Origin of the sequence: Kocuria sp. ChxB (assembly GCF_044359605.1) — a bacterium.
Taxonomy (GTDB): domain Bacteria; phylum Actinomycetota; class Actinomycetes; order Actinomycetales; family Micrococcaceae; genus Kocuria; species Kocuria rhizophila.
Genome location: NZ_CP121123.1, coordinates 2,452,607 through 2,470,751 on the forward strand (window position 1 = coordinate 2,452,607; position 18,145 = coordinate 2,470,751).

The window sequence follows — 18,145 nt, forward strand, 5'->3', positions numbered from 1 at the left end:
GCGGTCACCCGGCGAAGCGCTCCGCGAGCTCGTCCAGCAGCTCCAGCACGGCTCCGCTGCCCGCCACCGGTCCGCCCGCGAGCAGCCCGTCCGCGCCCAGCACCACGGCCCAGGGGTTGCCGGGCCGGTCGAAGACGATGGCTGCGGCCTGGTCGGCATCCACCAGCGCCGCGCCGCGCAGGGCCTCCGGAAGCTGCTCGCGCTCGTCCTCGTGAGCCACCACGGCGTGCAGCGCCACCGGGCCGGTGTGGCTCCCGAGCTCCGTGAGCCGCTGGATCATGGGGGCGCACCAGCCGCACGTGAGGCTCACCGTCACCAGTGCGCGAGCTCGAGTGGCGGACAGACCCCGCAGCGTCACCACCTGGCCGTCCGCGGTGGTGAGCCCCGCGTAGGGGATCGGCAGCCGCTCGTAGTCCTGCGGCTCGTCGTCCGCCTGCTGCGGCCCCCCGGGCTCGGTCGCGGGCCCCTCCGTCGCGACCGCGTCCGCCGCGGTCGTGCCGGGGCTCACGGGGGGCGACGCCGCGGCGTCGCCGTCCTCGCGCAGGGTGCGGGGCAGCGGTGGGACGCGGGCGACGTCGTACGGGTCGCCGGCCCGGCCGTGTGCGGGCCGCTCGCTCCAGAGGGTGAGCAGCACGAGGAGCGCGGGGATGGCGAGGGCCGTCACGCCCCACCACGGCAGACGGAGCACGGGGCCGTGGAACGCGACCGCGGACAGGGCGAGTGCCAGGGCGGCCGTGAGGGTGAAGGCGGCGTTGCGCACCACGGTGCGGCGTGAGACCGGCGCACGGGAGAGCCCGCCGAAGCACCCGCACGAGGCAGGATCAGGTGCCCGAGTGCCCCGGAGAACCACCACGGTGAAGACGGTGAACAGTGCCGTGGCCGCGAAGGCGCTCAGCAGCAGGAACGGGCCGGAACCGAGGAGCAGGCACGCGGCCAGCAGGATCTCCCCCCAGGGGAGGGCGCGCTGCAACCAGGGGGCGCGAAGGGCCCGGGGGAGCGGTGCGGTGGTGAGGATGGTGCGGCCGGTGTCCGGCACCGCGAGTTTCGCCGCTCCGCTGAGGAGCAGCACGGTCGCGAGGGAGACGAGGGCGGAGAGGGCGATGACAGGCACCGGACCATTATCCCCGCCGCGGAGGTCGACCTCGTGCCGGCGGGCAGGTCACAAGAGGGCCACGAGCGAGACGGTCGTCGTGAGTTCGTGAGGTCCTGGCAGCGCGGGGCCGTGTGCCCCGGGGACGCTTCAGACCGAGGACCGGGGCCAGGGTGTGCTCACCGCTCCGGCTGCGTCCACCGCCACGCCCCGCGGCCGGGCCGCAGGCGCAGGCCGAGCCGGAGTCTGCGGGACTGGTGGCGCGGCGCACGGCGCGCGTGGGCCGGAGGTGCGTCCTGCGGCTCGGGCAGCGCGCCGAGGACGGCCACCAGGGCGGCCAGCTCCTCGGGACTCGGGTTGCCACGCGTCACGGTGAACAGCGGGTCCGCGTCAGTGGTGGCGTCCGGCAGCGAGGCCACTGCGGCGTGGCGGGTGTCCACGGGCATGCGCGGTGCGGCGCCGGACGAGCTGGCCCCGGTGCGGCGGTCCAGTGATCGCGCTGACTCCGGCGTGCTCACAGCGGGATGTTCCCGTGCTTCTTGGCGGGCTGAGAGGCACGCTTGTCCGCAAGCCCCCGCAGCGCCTTGATGATCTGCTCCCGGGTCTCGGAGGGGCAGATCACCGCGTCCACGTAGCCCAGCTCGGCGGCCTGGTAGGGGTTGAGGAGGTCCTCCTCGAACTGCTGGGCCAGCTCGGCGCGCAGCGCCTGGGCGTCCTCGCCGTTCTCCTCGGCGGCCTTGAGGTCCCGGCGGTAGAGGATCTCCACCGCGCCCTGGGATCCCATGACCCCGATTTGGGCGGTGGGCCACGCGAGGTTGATGTCCGCGCCCAGCTTCTTGGAGCCCATCACGATGTACGCCCCGCCGTAGGCCTTACGGGTGATCAGGGTGATCAGCGGAACGGTGGCCTCGGCGTACGCGTACAGCAGCTTGGCGCCGCGGCGGATGATGCCGTTGAACTCCTGGTCCGTGCCGGGAAGGAACCCGGGGACGTCCACGAACGTGAGGATCGGGATGTTGAAGGCGTCGCAGTGGCGCACGAAGCGCGCGGCCTTCTCGGACGCGGCGATGTCCAGGGTGCCGGCGAACTGCATGGGCTGATTCGCCACGATCCCCACGGTGTGGCCCTCCACCCGGGCGTAGCCCACCATCACGTTCGGGGCGTAGAGCTCCTGGATCTGCAGGAACTGCCCGTCGTCCACGACCGTCTCGATCACGGTGCGCATGTCGTAGGGCTGGTTCGCGGAGTCCGGGATCAGCTCGTCCAGCGCGAGGTCCTCGTCCGTGACCTCGTCCACCTGGTCGTGGTCCAGCAGCGGAGAGTCCTGCAGGTTGTTCCCCGGCAGGTACTCCAGCAGCTCGTGCACGAAGTCGAAGGCGTCCTGCTCGTCCGAGGCCAGGTACGCGGCGGTGCCGGTGCGCTCGTTGTGGGAGCGGGCACCACCCAGGGTCTCCATGTCCACGGTCTCGCCGGTCACGGTCTTGATCACGTCCGGGCCGGTGATGAACATGTGGGAGGTCTTGTCCACCATCACCACGAAGTCGGTGAGGGCGGGGGAGTACGCGGCACCGCCGGCGCACGGCCCCATGATCAGGGAGATCTGCGGGATCACGCCCGAGGCCCGGACGTTCATGCGGAAGATGTCCGCGAACATGGCCAGGGAGGCCACGCCCTCTTGGATGCGGGCGCCGCCGCCGTCGTTGATGCCGATCACGGGGCAGCCGTTGCGCAGGGCGAACTTCTGGACCTTGACGATCTTCTCGCCGTTGACCTGGGACAGCGAGCCGCCGAAGACCCCGAAGTCCTGCGAGTACACGGCCACGAGTCGCCCGTCCACGGTGCCGTAGCCGCTCACCACGCCATCACCCAGCAGCTTCTTCTTCTCCATGCCGAACATGGTGCTGTGGTGCACGGCCAGGGCGTCGAACTCCACGAAGGAGTCCGGGTCCAGCAGCATCTCGATCCGCTCGCGTGCGGTGTTCTTGCCCCGGGAGTGCTGCTTCTCCACGGCGCCCTGTCCTGCCGGTGCGGCAGCCTCATCGCGGCGCTGCCGGAAGTCGGCGATCTTGCCTGCTGTGGTGGACAGGTCGTGGCTCATGACACCTCGCGTGGTCGTGGTCGGGGCGGGGCGCGGCCCCTCGGGAATCCACCCCAGTGTAGTTGTCGGCACCGGGTGCGCACTTGTAGGAGTTCCACAACTCCGGTGCCCCGTCACCGCACGCGGCGCCCGGGTGTCCCACCGCACGCGGCGCCCGGGATGCCCCTCCGCTCGGGGGCGTGCGTTCAGTCCGAGCCCACGGCTCCGATGGTCACGGACCACTCGCGGACCACGTGCTCGGTCACCGCACCGTGGACCACCAGGGGGTCCTCCCGGATGATCTGTTCCACGTGCTCGGCGCTGTCCGCGCGCAGCACGATCAGCGCGCCGTCGTCCCCCAGGGGCCCGGAGGCCAGGTTGACGCCGCGCTCCTGCAGCTCACGCAGGAAGGCTCGGTGGGCGGGGCGGTGCTCGGCCAGGATCTCGGACGGGCCGCCGTAGGTGTAGGTCAGGGCGTAGACGCTCATGCTCGGGATCCTCCGGCTCGACGTGGGGGTCTGGGCTGACGGATCCCAGCATATGCCCGGGCCGTGCGGGTACACCTAAGCTGGAGGAGACCCCCCGACGGCCACGCCGTCCCGTCCTGTGAGGAGCAGACATGCACGCCACGGATCAGCAGCCCGCCGCGGACTACCACCAGTCCGACCTGGAGGACGCGATGCGATCCCACGGCTACCGGTCGGTGACCGTGGTGGACACCGTGGGCTCCACGAACACCTGGTTGTCGGAGCGGGTGGCGCCGCGCGCCGGGGACCAGGGGAGCGGGAACGGCCTCGAGGCCGTGGTCACCGGTTTCCAGAGCCAGGGCAGGGGGCGGCTGGACCGCGGCTGGATCACGCCCCCGGGCACCGCGGTGACGTTCTCGGTGGCCTGCACCCCCGTGGACCGCTCGGGCCGTCCGTGGCCGCAGGAGCTGATCCCGTGGCTCACTCTGCTCATGGCGCACAGCATCACCGGGGCGGTGCGGGAGCTGACCGGGGTGCCCGCCGTGGTCAAGTGGCCCAACGACGTCCTGGTCCGCGACCGCAAGCTCTGCGGCATCCTCGCGACCATGGTCGCGCCGACTCCCGGTGCGGCACCCACAGTGGTGGTCGGTGCCGGCATCAACGTGAGCCAGCGCGAGCTCCCCGTCCCCACCGCCACGTCCCTCGCACTCGAGGTGCAGGACTCCGACGCCGTCCCCAGCCGCGCCGGGCTGCTCACCGCGGTGCTCGGCCGGTTCGCGGACACCCTGGACCGCGCGTCCCAGGACCCCGCGGGGCAGCTCGGCCGCGGGGGAGAGCTGCGGAGCGAGGTCGAGGCGCAGCTGGACACCCTCGGCCGTGAGGTCACCCTGCAGCTGCCCGGCGCACGGGATCCGCTGACCGCGACCGCCACGGGCCTGGGAGACTCCGGCCAGCTCGTGGTGCGCGCCCGGGACAGGAGGGAGCACGAGTACTCCGCGGGCGACGTCGTGCACGTGCGCCCCGCGCACGGCGGGGGCGGCCCCGCATGAGCGGACGGCGCGGCCTGGAGCTGGCACCGGGCGAGGAGACCGTGGTGGCCACGCGTCCGCACCCGCTGGCGCTCGCGGGCCCCGCGGTGACCGCCTGGCTGACGGTCCTGGTGTACTCGGCGCTGCGCCGGGTCCTGGACCTCACGTGGCGTCCCACGGACGCGCCGTGGACCGGACTGCACACGTTCGTGGGGTGGTTGCTGCTCGCGGCCGCACTGCTGCTGGCGTGGCGCCGGGTGGCGGTGCCCGTGTGGCGGTGGTGGCGCACCCGCTTCGTCCTGACCACCGAGCGCCTGGCGCTGCTGGGGCCCCCGGCGCGTGACGGCGCCGTGTCCCTGCCGCTGAACGCCCTGCAGTCCGTGCGTGTCACGCGCGGCGCCACCGAGGTGGGTGCCGCGCGCGAGCACCTGGACCGCGGCACCGTGCTGGCGGATTTCGGGACCCTGGGCGGGCTCAAGCTCGCGGGCGCCCCGCAGCCCGCGCGTCTCACGCAGCTCGTGCGGGAGTCGGCGGCGCAGGTGGGCAACTACAGTGGGGGAGGCACCATCCCGGGGCCGGGACGTCCCGGCCCGCACACCGCCCAGCAAGGAGGACCGCGTGGCTGAAGACCCCTCGGAATCCCCGCAACCCGTGGTCACGGGCCCACAGACCGAGCAGCTGAACCTGAACCTCCACAACCCCGTGCAGTCCAACCTCTACGGCTCGGAGGAGTCGCAGGCCGCAGTGCGCCACCTGGACTCCCTGCTGCTCGGCTCCCAGCGGAACCTGCGCCGCCGCGAGGCCGCCCGCGAGGCGGACCTCTCCTCGGCCTCCGCGCGCAAGATCTGGCGGGCCCTGGGCTTCCCCAACCTCAGCGACGACGACGTCTACTTCACGAACGAGGACGTCCGCGCCCTCAAACTGGTGTCCAGCCTGGTCCAGGACGACAAGCTCAGCGAGGAGGCAGCGCTCTCCCTCGCGCGCTCGGTCGCGCAGCTCACGGACCGCATGGTCGTGTGGCAGGTCGAGGCCCTCGTGGAGGACATGGTGGCCCACCGTGACATGACGGACGCCCGGGCCCGCCGCGAGCTGCTCACCCTGCTCCCGGACCTGCTGCAGCCGCTCGAGCAGCTGCTCGACTACGCGTGGCGCCGCCAGCTCTCGGCGGCCGTCCAGCGCTTGGCCATGCGGGGGGAGCGCCCGGACGGCTCCACGGTCATCCTGCACGACGCCGCTCCGGACGTCGGCGCCTCGGCGCTGCCCCTCGCGCGGGGCGTGGGTTTCGCGGACCTGGTCTCCTACACCTCCCTCTCCCGGCAGATGAACGAGCGCACGCTCGCCAACCTGGTGCAGCGCTTCGAGAAGCGCTGCGCGGAGGTCATCTCGATCGGCGGCGGCCGCGTGATCAAGACCATCGGCGACGAGGTCATGTTCCTCTCGGAGACCCCCGAGGGCGGGGCCCAGATCTCGCTCGCGCTGGCACGGATCATCAAGGAGGACCCGTTGCTGCCCCAGGCGCGCGTGGCCTTCGTGTGGGGCCGTGTGCTGCCCCGTCTGGGGGACCTCTACGGCCCCACCGTGAACCTGGCCTCACGGCTCGTGGCGCTCACGGAACCGGGCGGCGTGGTGGTGGACGAGTCCACCGCCCGCGTGCTCCGGGGGGACGAGCGCTTCGTCCTCGAGCCGCAGCCCACCCGCAACGTCCGCGGCTTCGGGGACGTCCGCCCCGTGGCGATCGCCCAGGGCTGCGGGCCCCTACTGGAAGACGAGGTCGAATGACCGCTCCCCTGACCATCCGATCGGGCGGTGTGACCGACCGCGGACTGCGTCGAGAGACCAACGAGGACGCCCTCATCGTCACCGACACCATGTGCGCGGTGGCGGACGGCATGGGTGGGCACGAGGCCGGCGAGGTGGCCAGCGCCCTGTGCGTGTCCACCCTGGGCGCCTCGGAGCTGTTCACGCTGGAGGACTTCCGCGACTACCGGATCGTGGAACCTGCACCCGGCTCGGACGTGGCCCGGTTCCGGGCCACCATCGACCGGCAGCTCAAGCTGGACCCGGACATTCCGGCCGAGGCGCTCGACGCCGTGCACCGGGTGCGCTCGGTGCTGTGGGAGGCGGACCAGGCCATCCAGGCCCAGTGCGGCACGCGTGCCGGCACCACGGTCACCGGGGCGTGGCTCGTGCAGATCGCGGGCACGTGGCTGTGGATCGTGTTCAACGTGGGGGACTCCCGCACCTACCAGCTCACCGGACCGCGGGTGGGGGAGCCCGTCACGGAGAAGTCCGGGCCCGTGGGGGTCTCCCAGCTCACGGTGGACCACTCCGAGGTGCAGTACCTGGTGTCGATCGGCCAGCTCACTCCCGCTCAGGCTCTGGTGCACCCGCGCCGCAACGTGATCACCCGCGCGCTCGGCACGGGGCAGATCTGGGAGCCGGACGTCGTGGTGCTTCCCGCCGTGCCGGGGCATCGGCTGCTCATGTGCTCGGACGGTCTCACGGGGGAGCTCTCCCCGGCGCACATCGCCCGCGTGCTGCACTCGGTGCAGCACCCCAAGGAGGCCGCGGACGTGCTCGTGCAGGCGGCGCTGCGCACGGGCGGGCGGGACAACGTGACCCTGGTGGTCGCTGACGTCCTCACCGCGGACGACCCCCGCGCGAACACCAGTTCCATCCCGCGCGTGCGCTGAGAGCGCCCTCCGACCATCCACCCGCAGGCAGCGCCCCCTGCTCCGCTCCGCGCGTGCGCTGAGCCGGCCTCTCGGCCGTCCACCCACTCGCGGCACCCCGCCCCGCCCCGCACACGGAAGCGGCCCCGCGGCGTCGTCGTGGGTCGACGACGCCGCGGGGCCGCTTTCTCAGTCCGGCGCTGCTGTGCCCGGCGTCCACCGCGCGCCGCCCCCGTCTCGGGGGCGGCGCGCGGCGTGGCGCGGGTCAGGCGTGGTGGCCGCGGGTCTGGGCGCCCGGGTCCTTGGCGGGCTTGGGCTCCTTGACGGGGGCCTTGCCGCTCGCGCGCAGTCGGCGGTAGTAGTCCGCGGCCTCCTTCTGGCGCTCGGCCTCCACGGTGCCGCCGATCTCCGCGCGCAGCAGCTCCGGGGAGAGCCCGAAGGCATCCACGAGCTCCAGGGAGTAGGGGCGCAGCCGCGCGATGAGGCGGTTGATGTAGGACTCCAGGGCGCGGCCACGGCGCATGGACAGCCGCCCGTAGGAGAGGTACCAGGCCAGGTCCCGCTCGATCAGGCTCAGCCCGAAGAGGTCGCGCAGCCACGTGAGCACGCGCTTGGTGTCCGGGTCCTCGATCTTCTCCAGACCGGCCGTGAACGCCTCCCACTGCAGCAGCTGGGCGTGCGAGCGGGCTGCCTCCAGCAGACGGTTCTGGTTGTTGTTGAACGCCTCGGCCTGCTCGGTGCGGGACTTGCGGGCCACGGCGCGCAGCTCGTCCGCGATGTCGCCGATCATGGTCTGCACCCGGTCGGTGAGCAGCGCGCGCTGGGCCGCGGGGTCGCGCAGCGCATTGACGGATTTGCGGGAGTCACCGGTGTCCGAGAACGCCTGGGTGAGCTTGCGCAACCCGGAGCGGTTGAAGCCCGCCTCGGTGGCGCGGTCCGCGACGTAGCGGGCCATGACCCCCACGTCCGCGTTCTTGAACTCCGCGGAGTAGTCGTTGAGCAGCCGCTTGGCCACGAGCTGCAGCAGGATGGTGTTGTCACCCTCGAAGGTCACGTACACGTCCAGGTCCGCGCGCAGCTCCACGAAGCGGTTCTTGGCGATGAACCCCGCGCCGCCGCACGCCTCGCGGCACTCCTGCAGGGTGTCCAGGGCGCTCCACGTGGACATCGGCTTGAACGCCGCGGCCAGGGTCTCGAGCTCCTGGCGGTTGCCGTCGGACTCGTCCTCGCCGGAGAAGACCTCGTGGAACTTGTCCAGCAGCTGCTGGTGGGCGAAGGTCATCGCGTAGGTCTCCGCGATGCGCGGGATCAGCCGGCGCTGGTGGCGCTGGTAGTCCAGCAGCGTCTGCTCCTCGATGTCCGAGTCCGTGGTGAACTGGCGGCGCTGCTCCGCGTAGCGCACGGCAATGCTCAGGGCGGCCTGGTTGGCGATCGTCGCCGCGCCGTCCAGGGACACGCGACCCTGGACCAGGGTGCCGATCATGGTGAAGAAGCGGCGGCCCGGGGAGGGGATGGGGGAGGAATAGACGCCGTTCTCGTCCACGTCCCCGTACTTGTTCAGCAGGTTGGTGCGGGGCACGCGCACGTGGTCGAAGTGCAGGCGGCCGTTGTCGATGCCGTTGAGCCCGCCCTTGCGGCCGTCGTCCTCGCCGCCCACGCCGGGCAGGAACTCGCCGTTCTCGTCACGCAGGGGAACGTAGAGGCAGTGCACGCCGTGGTTGGTGCCGTTGACGATCAGCTGCGCGAACACCGTGGCCGCGCGGCCGTGCACCGCGGCGTTGCCCAGGTAGTCCTTCCACGCCGCCTTGAAGGGGGTGTGGATCTCGAACTCGTCCGTCTCCGGGATGTACGTGGCGGTGGTGCCGATCGAGGCCACGTCCGAGCCGTGCCCGATCTCCGTCATGGCGAACGCGCCGGGCATGCTGAGGTCCAGGATCGCCGGCAGCCACTTCTCGTGGTGCTCCTCCGTGCCCAGGTTCAGCACGGCGGAGCCGAACAGACCCCACTGCACGCCGGACTTGATCTGCAGGGACGGGTCCGCGAGCACGAGCTCCTCGAACGCGGAGAGGTTGGCGCCGGGGCTCATGGCCCCGCCCACGCTCTCGGGCATGCCCAGGTACTGGGGCCCGGCGTCAGCGAGCAGCTTGAGCTGCTCGTACGTGTGGTTGCGCTGGTCCTCCACGGACTGGTTGTACTGGGAGTGGAAGCGGGGATCCTCGGCGCGCTTGCGGGCGGCCAGGCGAGCCTCGGGCCAGCGGCCCAGGAGGATCTTGCCGAGCTCCGCGGTGTCGAGCGCCGAGGGGGCGGCAGCCCCGTCCTCGGGCAGGTCCTCGATGCGGTCGGTGTCGGGAATGGTTCCGCTGACCTGGGTGGTGCTCATCATGACTCCTGAGGGGTGTCGCGGACGGCGGGGCCGTCCTGGGTACGGGCTTGTCGGGAAGGCGTCGTCGCGGCGGAGACCGCCGCGGACGTGCTGGCCACGGGGCGCAGACCCTCCACGGCCCACGTGGTGATGATGCGACTCATGGTGTGGCGGTCGGGCGTTCCCGGGGCGTCCCCCTGGGCGAGCCAGGCCTCTCCGGCGCCGCGGACCATGCCCACGGTGGCCGCGGCCCAGCTGCGCAGGACGCCATCCCCGGTCTCCGCCTCGCCGTAGTGGCGTACGTACTGCTCCATGAGCAGGTCCCGCACCGAGTCGATGAAGCGCTCGATGGTGGAGCCCTGCTCCTCCGGGGCGGTCACCACGAAGCGGTAGACCTCGGCGGAACCTGCCACGGACTTGAGGTACTCGGAGACGAGTGCGTGGATCATGGCCGCGAAGGTGTCCGCCTCGCTGACGGCGGCCACCATGCGGCGTCGCATCCTGGTCACGAAGTACTCGCCCACGGCCGCCTGCACGCCGGACTTGTCCGTGAAGTAGCGGTAGAACACGGACTTGGACGTGCCGCACGCCGTGGCGATCTCCTCCATGGAGATGGCAGCACCGTTCGCGGCCACCGCGTCGCGGGCGGCCGTGATCAGCTCGGTGCGCCGCTTGGCGCGGTGTCGCTGCCAGCGGCTGTTCCTGCCGTCCACGGGGGTCGTGACCTGTTTCACGATACTGAGAGTATCAGCTACTCTGGGTATCAAGTGACCCACGTCGCACACACCCCCTCTCAAGGAGCAGACATGACCGAGAACACGCAGAGCACCCCGGCCAAGACCTCGACCGCCCAGGGCACCGGCGCCACGCCCGCGGCAGGGTCCGCCGCAAAGCACTCCGCGGGCACCTCCGGCACCCGCCCCGTGGTGGTCGCGGGCAACCGCATCCCCTTCTCCCGCGCGGGCGGCGCCTACGCCAACGCGTCCAACCAGGACATGCTGACCGCGGCGATCGACGGCCTGGTGGCCCGCACCGGGATTGCCGGTGAGCGCCTGGGTGCCGTGGCGGCCGGTGCCGTGATCAAGCACTCCCGCGACTTCAACCTGACCCGCGAGTCCGTGCTGGGCTCCGCCCTGGACCCGGCCACCCCGGCCTACGACGTCCAGATGGCGTGCGCCACGGGCATGGAGACCGTCAGCTCCATCTCCAACAAGATCCGCCTGGGCCAGATCGAGGCCGGCATCGCCGGCGGTGTTGACTCCTCCTCCGACGCTCCGATCGCCGTGAGCGAGGGCCTGCGCCGCGCACTGCTCAAGCTGCAGCGCGCCAAGACCACCATGCAGAAGCTCCAGGCGTTCAAGGACGTCCGCCCCGCGGACCTCGCGCCCGCCGTGCCCAGCTCCGGGGAGCCCCGCACGGGCCTGTCCATGGGTGAGCACCAGGCCCTGACCACCGAGCACTGGGGCATCACCCGTGAGGCCCAGGACGAGCTGGCCGCCGCCTCCCACCAGCACCTCGCCGCCGCGTACGACCGCGGGTTCTTCGACGACCTGGTCACCCCGTTCAAGGGTCTGACCAAGGACAACAACATGCGCCCGGACTCCACCGTGGAGAAGCTGGGCAACCTGAACCCGGTCTTCGGCAAGAAGCTCGCGGGGGAGGCCACCATGACGGCCGGCAACTCCACCCCGCTCACGGACGGCGCCTCCGCCGTGCTGATCACCTCTGAGCAGTGGGCCGCTGAGCACAGCCTCACCCCGCTCGCCGAGGTCGTGGACTCCGAGGCCGCCGCGGTGGACTTCGTCACCGGAAACGAGGGCCTGCTCATGGCCCCCGCCTACGCTGTCCCGCGCCTGCTCGCCCGCCACGGGCTGACCCTGCAGGACCTGGACCTGGTGGAGATCCACGAGGCGTTCGCCTCCACGGTGCTGTCCATCATGAAGGCCTGGGAGTCCCCCGAGTTCTGCAAGGAGCGCCTGGGCCTGGACGCCCCGCTGGGCTCGATCGACCGATCCAAGCTCAACGTCAACGGCTCCTCGCTGGCCACCGGCCACCCGTTCGCCGCCACCGGCGGGCGCATCGTGGCCTCCACCGCTAAGGAGCTCGCCGCCCGCGCCAAGGCCGAGGGCAAGCCCCAGACCGCGCTGATCTCCGTGTGCGCCGCGGGCGGCCAGGGCGTGGCCATGCTGCTGCGCTCGGTCTGAGCACCCACCACGGCAATCGAGACACCACGAGATCAGGGAGAAACTTCACGTGACGGACACTTATCTGGACATGGTCAACTCGGGGCTCGGCAAGCAGCTGGCCTCCAAGCTGGGCCTGCCCCGGCCGGTCACCCTGCGCCGCTACCAGGCGGGCGCTGACTTCCCGGACGGCGCGGTCCTCGTGCTCGGCAAGGGCACGGCGGGCGACGCCGCGGCGTCGGCACTGCTCGGCTGGAACCTGGACGTGCGCCGCCACGCGGCGGACGTGGACCGCGTGGGTGCGGTGCTGATCGACTACACCGGCATCGAGAGCCCCGCGGACCTCGGCGCCCCGGCGCTGGAGCTGGCCTCCGCGCTGCGGAAGCTGCGTCCGGGCGGACGCGTGATCACGCTGTCCCGCCCGGCGCCGGGGATCGGCACCGGAGCGGCGTCGGGCACCGTGGCGGGCGCAGAGCAGCTGGCTCCGGCCCAGGCCGCGGCGCGCCAGGGCGTCGTGGGCATCCTGCGCTCGATCGCTCAGGAGATGCGCGGCGGCGTGACCGCCAACGGCATCCTGATCGCGGACGGTGTGGCCGGGGACGCCCCGAGCGTCACGGGCGCCATCCGCTTCTTCCTCTCGGGCCGCAGCGCCTACGTGGACGGGCAGTTCCTCACGGTCGGTGACGACCGCGGTGACGCGACCGTGGACTGGGAGCACCCCGTGGCGGGGAAGGTGGCCGTGGTCACCGGCGCCGCGCGCGGGATCGGCGAGCAGGTCACCCGCACGCTGGCCGCCTCGGGGGCCACCGTGGTCCCCGTGGACGTGCCCGCGGCCGGGGACGCCCTGAGCAAGCTGGCCAACGAGCTGCGTGTGCCCGCCCTGCAGCTGGACGTCACGGACCCGCAGGCCGGGCAGAAGATCCTGGACCTCGTGGCCTCCCGCTACGGCCGCCTGGACCTGGTGGTGCACAACGCCGGGATCACCCGGGACAAGATGCTCGCCAACATGGACGAGGCCAAGTGGAACTCGGTGATCGCGGTGAACATCGAGTCGCAGCTGCGGATCAACGAGACGCTGCTGGCCTCCGACAAGCTGGGCGCCACCCCGCACATCGTGTGCCTCGCCTCCACGAGCGGCGTGGCGGGCAACCGCGGCCAGACCAACTACGCCGCCTCGAAGGCCGGCGTGATCGGTCTGGTGGCCGCCACCGCACCGCTGATCGCGGCCAAGGGCGGCACCATCAACGCGGTGGCCCCCGGCTTCATCGAGTCGGACATGACCGCCAAGATCCCGGCCGCGCGCCGTCAGATCTCCCGCCGCCTGAACTCCCTGCAGCAGGGCGGTCTGCCCGTGGACGTGGCGCAGGCCATCACGTTCCTGCTCTCGGACGCCGCGGGCGGCATCAACGGCCAGACCCTGCGCGTGTGCGGGCAGAGCATGGTGGGGGCGTGATCGCGTGAGCGCCGCGGATTCCGTTCCCTCCGTTCCTGCTGACTACGAGCGCACCACGCCCTCGGGCGCGGTAAAGCTGCCCGCCCTCTACGCGAGCGCCGGGGCACGTGCGGCCACGAGCGCGGCGGGCGGCGCGGCGTCGTCGGCCTCCCGCAAGGTGCTGCCCGCGCTGCGGAAGTCTCCCGTGGGGCGGGTGCTGCCCGCGTCGCTGCGCACACCGGGTGCCGAGAAGGTCTCCGGTGCGCTCGAGCTGCCGCGCGTGGTCCACGTGGTCGAGGGCCTGTCCGCCGATGCCGAGTGGCACGAGAAGTTCTGCCGCGTGGTGCACGCCAGCCTGCGGCCCATGGCCCCGGGCTCCGCGGAGACCGCCGTGTTCTCCGGCGCGCTGCACTCGCTCGCGTTCCCCGTGGCCATGTCCGTGCTCACGCGCAAGGACTTCCCGCTGCCGGTGCTGGGCATGGTGCACATCTCCAACACGGTCCACCACGTCTCGGACGTGGCCGTGGGGGAGCGCGTCACGGCCACGGCGTGGACCGAGAACCTGCGCGCACACCGCGCGGGGACCATGCTCGACGCCGTGGTGACCCTCACGCGCGAGGACGGCTCGGTGGCGTGGGCCGGACGCTCGGGATACCTGGCCAAGGGCGTGCACACCGCCATCGCCGGTGACGCGCCCCGCGCGGGCGCCGAGGACGAGGCGCAGCGCGAGCACGCGCCGTTCGAGGCGCCGCAGCCCACCGGGCAGTGGTCCCTGGGATCCGGGACCGGCCGTGAGTACGCCGCGGTGAGCGGGGACTACAACCCCATCCACCTCTCGGACCCCTCGGCAAGGGCCCTGGGCATGAAGGGTGCGATCGCCCACGGCATGTACACGGCCTCGCGCGCGCTCGCGCTCACGGGCGTGCCGTCCGAGGTGCCGTTCACGTGGTCGGTGGAGTTCGCCACACCGGTGCGCCTCCCGGCCACGGTGGCGGTCGCGGTGGACGACGACGGTCGGGGCGCCCACTGGAGCGCATCTCGCGTCCAGGTGTGGGATCCCAAGCGGGGCCGCCCGCACGCGGACTTTCGGGTGGCCGCTCTGTAGCGGTGCACTGCTCGCCGGGCCCCTCGGATCCACGGATCCGAGGGGCCCGTTGCGTGCCGCGGGTGCGATGCGCGGGCATGGACACCGTGTGCTGGTGGCGCTGCCGTGGGGCGGGGCGGTCGCGGGGGAGGTGTCCGGTGCCCGGCCGGGGCGCGCCGCGTGACGGCCGTGGAGGGGCGCGGGGGCCGCCGCTCGTGCCTGTCGGAGTCCTGGGTCACAATGGTCCGGTGAGCACAGTCAACGCCAAGGGCGCGCAGCCCGCCACGGACGCCAGCGGCCAGAGTCTCAACCCCGAGGAGCCCAGCGAGGCCCTGCGGGAGGAGTACGCCGAGCTCTCGGACCGGGTCCGTGAGGCCCGCGCCGCGTACTACGTGCACGACCAGCCCGTGATCTCGGACGCCGAGTACGACCAGCTCTACCGCTCGCTCGAGGAGTTCGAGGCGCTGCACCCCGAGCTCAAGGCCAACGACTCTCCCACCCAGGAGGTGGGCGGGGAGGTCGGAGCGGCCTTCAGCCCGGTCAAGCACCTGGAGAAGATGTACTCCCTGGAGGACGTGTTCTCCACGGACGAGCTCGTGGCGTGGCTCGAGCGCGCCGAGAAGCAGGTCGCGGAGCTGCCCGGCGCCCCGGGGGTCGCATGGCTGAGCGAGGTCAAGATCGACGGCCTGGCCGTGAACCTGCTGTACCGGGACGGCGTGCTCGTGCGGGCCGCCACGCGCGGTGACGGCACCACGGGCGAGGACATCACCCACAACGTGGCCACCATCACGACCATCCCGCAGCGGCTCTCCGGGGAGAACCTCCCGGAGGAGGTGGAGGTGCGTGGCGAGGTGTTCATCTCCTCGAAGGACTTCCGCACGCTGAACGAGGCCATGGTGGAGGAGGGGCGTGCGCCCTTCGCCAACCCCCGTAACGCCGCCGCTGGCTCCCTGCGGCAGAAGGACCCCCAGGTCACGGCCCGGCGGCCCCTGTCCATGTTCGTGCACGGCATCGGGTACGCCCGTGGCTTCGAGCTGAAGACACAGTCGGAGGCCTACGACGTGCTCAAGGACTGGGGCCTGCCCGTGAGCCCGTACTCCCGGGTCTTCGGCTCCATTGCCCAGGTGCTGGAGTTCATCGCGGACTTCGGGGACAAGCGGCACAGCCTGCTGCACGAGATCGACGGCATCGTGGTCAAGGTGGATGACCGCCGCACCCAGTTCCGCCTGGGCTACACCTCCCGCGTGCCGCGCTGGGCCGTGGCGTACAAGTACCCGCCGGAGGAGGTCAACACCACGCTCGTGGACATCCTGGTGAACGTGGGCCGCACCGGGCGCGTGACCCCGTTCGGGCTCATGGATCCCGTGCGCGTGGCCGGCTCCACGGTGGAGATGGCCACCCTGCACAACCAGGACGTGGTCAAGGCCAAGGGCGTGCTGATCGGGGACACCGTGGTGCTGCGCAAGGCCGGTGACGTCATCCCGGAGATCGTGGGACCCGTGGTGGCCCTGCGGGACGGCACCGAGCGGGAGTTCGTCATGCCCACCGAGTGCCCGTCCTGCGGCACCCCGCTGCGCCCCGCCAAGGAGGGGGACGTGGACATCCGCTGCCCCAACGCGGAGACCTGCCCGTCCCAGCTCAAGGAGCGCGTGAACCACGCGGCCGGCCGTGGCGCGTTCGACATCGAGGCCCTGGGGGAGGAGGCCGCCAAGGCGCTGACCCAGCCGGTGCCGCTGGACGCACCGGACGGGAGCGACTTCTCCGTTCCGCCGCTGCGCAACGAGGCCGGACTGTTCGACCTGACCCCCGAGGACCTGCGGGACGTGATGGTGTGGCGGGACTACCGCCGCACGGTCACGGACAAGGAGACCGGGGAGAAGACGCAGCGGATCACCCCCGAGCTGGTGCCGTACTTCTGGACCAAACCCACCAGGGCCAAGCCCAGCGTGCCGTCCAAGACCACCGAGCAGATGTTCGCCCAGATGGAGCAGGCCAAGGACACCGAGCTGTGGCGCGTGCTGGTGGCGCTGTCCATCCGGCACGTGGGCCCCACTGCGGCCCGCTCGCTGGCCACGTCACTGCGCAGCATGGACGCCATCCGCTCCGCGGACCTGGACACCCTGGCCGGGACCGACGGCGTGGGGCCCGTGATCGCCCAGGCGGTCAGGGAGTTCTTCGACGAGCCCTGGCGGCGCCGCGTGGTGGAGCAGTGGGCCGCCGCGGGTGTGCGCATGGAGGAGGAGGTGGACGAGTCCACCCCGCGCACCCTGGAGGGGATCACCGTGGTGGTCACCGGTTCCCTCGAAGGCTTCAGCCGTGACTCCGCCAAGGAGGCCATTCTGAAGCGCGGCGGCAAGGCCTCCGGATCCGTGTCCAGGAAGACGCACTTCCTCGTGGCGGGGGAGAACGCCGGGACCAAGCTGGACAAGGCCGAGTCGCTGGGGGTTCCCGTGCTGGACGAGTCGGGGTTCGAGCGGCTGCTCGCGGAGGGCCCGGACGCCTTCGGGGACGAGGAGGGCACGGACCTGGCCGAGGGGGACGCTGATGCTGCCCCCGCAACCACGGGTGCGACTCACACGGAAGGGGAGTGAGGGAACCGGTGGCGGATGCTCTCGAGGGCCTGGGGCCTGGCACGGACGAGCTGCAGGAGCTCCTGGAGGTGGCGCTGGCCGCGGCCGAGGCCGGGGCGCAGGTGCTGCGCGGCCGGGATGCGGCGGCCTTCGAGGCGGTGACCAAGTCCTCAGAGGGCGATTGGGTCACGGCGTTCGACGTCGCGGCGGAGGAGGCTGTCACGGCGGTGCTGCGGGAATGCAGGCCGTACGACGCCATCACGGGTGAGGAGTCCGGCACCTGGGTGCCGCCGCAGCGCTCCGGGCTGCGGTGGTCCGTGGACCCCTTGGACGGCACCACCAACTTCATCCGGGACATCGTCTACTACGCCACGTCGGTGGCGGCGTGCGACGAGCAGGGGAACTGGCTCGTGGGAGTCGTCAATGCACCAGCCCTCGGCAGGGTGTACTACGGCATCACGGGCCTGGGCGCATGGGTCCGGCGCCAGGGCAGGGACACGCGCCTGAGCGGGCCGGTGCCCGGGTGGCGGGGGGCGCTCTACGGCACCGGGTTTTCCTACGACGCCCAGGTGCGTCGTGAACAGTTCGGATCCTTCCTGGACACCATGGAGGACTTCTCGGACATGCGGCGGCTCGGAGCCGCGTCCCTGGACCTCTGCATGGTCGCGGACGGCACGCTGGACGGCTACTCGGAACGGGCGCTGCACGAGCACGACTGGGCGGCCGGCGCGCTGATCGCCCACGAGGCCGGAGCGGTGGTCCACCGTCCGGAGCTCCCCGCCCCGCCGGCACTGTGTGACGAGTCCCACGGCAACGCAGCGCCCAAGCGTCTCCAGCAGCGGGAGGCCGAGTACGAGAAGGCCCGTCTGGCCAGCGTGATCGCCGCCTGGAGGGCGGGATAGCGCGGGGGGGAAATCGTCCCGTTATCAACGGTGTATCCGGCCGTTATGCACAGCGCGGGGGCTCCCTGGGTTGACCCGTCACGCGGGGGTGACCTACCGTGGCTCAGGTTGACCGGCCAGGGTGCCGTGATACATGCCCGCGGCGGGGGTTGTCCCCCAAAGCGGGATAACGAAAAAGTAACGAAGCTCTTGAACTCGGGGTAACCGTTACGCTATCGTTATCTATAACTTCCTCAGCGAACTCTCCTGAATGGAAGTTCGCTACCAGACGCACACGA

The 18,145-nt window shown here is 71.8% G+C and carries 15 protein-coding genes; 9 read left to right on the forward strand and 6 right to left on the reverse strand.

Features of this window, described 5'->3' with window-relative positions:
• Positions 1-4: 4 nt before the first annotated feature.
• The 4 genes from P8S73_RS10755 to P8S73_RS10770 form a co-directional block, all read right to left on the reverse strand.
• Positions 5-1,111: a MauE/DoxX family redox-associated membrane protein gene (locus P8S73_RS10755; RefSeq protein WP_019310106.1), complete on the reverse strand. Its 1,107-nt coding sequence runs from the start codon at positions 1,109-1,111 to the stop codon at positions 5-7.
• A 158-nt stretch (positions 1,112-1,269) separates the two neighbouring features.
• Complete coding sequence (locus P8S73_RS10760) at positions 1,270-1,608, reverse strand: acyl-CoA carboxylase subunit epsilon (protein ID WP_019310105.1); 339 nt, start codon at positions 1,606-1,608, stop codon at positions 1,270-1,272.
• Entirely contained in the window at positions 1,605-3,188 is a 1,584-nt protein-coding gene (locus P8S73_RS10765; protein WP_019310104.1) for an acyl-CoA carboxylase subunit beta, read from the reverse strand. Before P8S73_RS10765 ends, P8S73_RS10760 begins: the two co-directional genes overlap by 4 nt.
• Before the next feature lie 185 nt (positions 3,189-3,373).
• The gene (locus tag P8S73_RS10770) at positions 3,374-3,655 is read right to left on the reverse strand and encodes a YciI family protein (protein WP_019310103.1); all 282 of its coding nucleotides are present in this window, start codon (positions 3,653-3,655) and stop codon (positions 3,374-3,376) included.
• 131 nt (positions 3,656-3,786) lie between these two features.
• Here P8S73_RS10770 and P8S73_RS10775 point away from each other — a divergent pair, with 131 nt between their 5' ends.
• The 4 genes from P8S73_RS10775 to P8S73_RS10790 are packed head-to-tail and all read left to right on the forward strand — an operon-like array spanning position 3,787 to position 7,355.
• Positions 3,787-4,683 (forward strand): biotin--[acetyl-CoA-carboxylase] ligase, encoded by an 897-nt coding sequence (locus tag P8S73_RS10775; protein ID WP_019310102.1) that lies wholly within the window; start codon positions 3,787-3,789, stop codon positions 4,681-4,683.
• Positions 4,680-5,288 (forward strand): hypothetical protein, encoded by a 609-nt coding sequence (locus tag P8S73_RS10780; RefSeq protein WP_019310101.1) that lies wholly within the window; start codon positions 4,680-4,682, stop codon positions 5,286-5,288. The genes P8S73_RS10775 and P8S73_RS10780 overlap by 4 nt, the downstream gene beginning before the upstream one ends.
• On the forward strand, positions 5,281-6,441 hold the full coding sequence (locus tag P8S73_RS10785; protein ID WP_019310100.1) for an adenylate/guanylate cyclase domain-containing protein: 1,161 nt from the start codon (positions 5,281-5,283) through the stop codon (positions 6,439-6,441). Before P8S73_RS10780 ends, P8S73_RS10785 begins: the two co-directional genes overlap by 8 nt.
• The gene (locus P8S73_RS10790; protein WP_019310099.1) at positions 6,438-7,355 is read left to right on the forward strand and encodes a PP2C family serine/threonine-protein phosphatase; all 918 of its coding nucleotides are present in this window, start codon (positions 6,438-6,440) and stop codon (positions 7,353-7,355) included. Before P8S73_RS10785 ends, P8S73_RS10790 begins: the two co-directional genes overlap by 4 nt.
• 244 nt (positions 7,356-7,599) lie before the next feature.
• Here P8S73_RS10790 and P8S73_RS10795 read toward each other — a convergent pair whose 3' ends face one another.
• Complete coding sequence (locus tag P8S73_RS10795; RefSeq protein WP_019310098.1) at positions 7,600-9,714, reverse strand: acyl-CoA dehydrogenase; 2,115 nt, start codon at positions 9,712-9,714, stop codon at positions 7,600-7,602.
• On the reverse strand, positions 9,714-10,430 hold the full coding sequence (locus P8S73_RS10800) for a TetR/AcrR family transcriptional regulator (RefSeq protein WP_235005072.1): 717 nt from the start codon (positions 10,428-10,430) through the stop codon (positions 9,714-9,716). The genes P8S73_RS10795 and P8S73_RS10800 overlap by 1 nt, the downstream gene beginning before the upstream one ends.
• A gap of 72 nt (positions 10,431-10,502) precedes the next feature.
• On the opposite strand from P8S73_RS10800, the gene P8S73_RS10805 reads away from it, so the two are divergent.
• The 5 genes from P8S73_RS10805 to P8S73_RS10825 all read left to right on the forward strand — a co-directional run bounded on the left by P8S73_RS10805 (position 10,503) and on the right by P8S73_RS10825 (position 17,867).
• Positions 10,503-11,900: an acetyl-CoA C-acetyltransferase gene (locus tag P8S73_RS10805; protein ID WP_047979051.1), complete on the forward strand. Its 1,398-nt coding sequence runs from the start codon at positions 10,503-10,505 to the stop codon at positions 11,898-11,900.
• A 49-nt stretch (positions 11,901-11,949) separates the two neighbouring features.
• A complete protein-coding gene (locus P8S73_RS10810; RefSeq protein WP_259921772.1) occupies positions 11,950-13,332 on the forward strand; it encodes a 3-oxoacyl-ACP reductase in 1,383 nt (460 codons plus the stop codon).
• A gap of 4 nt (positions 13,333-13,336) precedes the next feature.
• Positions 13,337-14,416 (forward strand): MaoC/PaaZ C-terminal domain-containing protein, encoded by a 1,080-nt coding sequence (locus P8S73_RS10815; RefSeq protein ID WP_259921773.1) that lies wholly within the window; start codon positions 13,337-13,339, stop codon positions 14,414-14,416.
• A 227-nt stretch (positions 14,417-14,643) separates the two neighbouring features.
• Complete coding sequence (gene ligA, locus P8S73_RS10820; RefSeq protein ID WP_396350390.1) at positions 14,644-16,986, forward strand: NAD-dependent DNA ligase LigA; 2,343 nt, start codon at positions 14,644-14,646, stop codon at positions 16,984-16,986.
• Positions 16,983-17,867 (forward strand): inositol monophosphatase family protein, encoded by an 885-nt coding sequence (locus P8S73_RS10825; protein WP_052239331.1) that lies wholly within the window; start codon positions 16,983-16,985, stop codon positions 17,865-17,867. The genes ligA and P8S73_RS10825 overlap by 4 nt, the downstream gene beginning before the upstream one ends.
• Positions 17,868-18,145: the final 278 nt, after the last annotated feature.

What these genes read in the sequence shown, in the direction of transcription:
- P8S73_RS10765 (WP_019310104.1), bottom strand. Translation starts at nt 3,188, where the DNA reads ATGAGCCACGACCTGTCCACCACAGCAGGCAAGATCGCCGACTTCCGG.
- P8S73_RS10770 (WP_019310103.1), bottom strand. Translation starts at nt 3,655, where the DNA reads ATGAGCGTCTACGCCCTGACCTACACCTACGGCGGCCCGTCCGAGATC.
- P8S73_RS10775 (WP_019310102.1), top strand. Translation starts at nt 3,787, where the DNA reads ATGCACGCCACGGATCAGCAGCCCGCCGCGGACTACCACCAGTCCGAC.
- P8S73_RS10780 (WP_019310101.1), top strand. Translation starts at nt 4,680, where the DNA reads ATGAGCGGACGGCGCGGCCTGGAGCTGGCACCGGGCGAGGAGACCGTG.
- P8S73_RS10790 (WP_019310099.1), top strand. Translation starts at nt 6,438, where the DNA reads ATGACCGCTCCCCTGACCATCCGATCGGGCGGTGTGACCGACCGCGGA.
- P8S73_RS10795 (WP_019310098.1), bottom strand. Translation starts at nt 9,714, where the DNA reads ATGAGCACCACCCAGGTCAGCGGAACCATTCCCGACACCGACCGCATC.
- P8S73_RS10805 (WP_047979051.1), top strand. Translation starts at nt 10,503, where the DNA reads ATGACCGAGAACACGCAGAGCACCCCGGCCAAGACCTCGACCGCCCAG.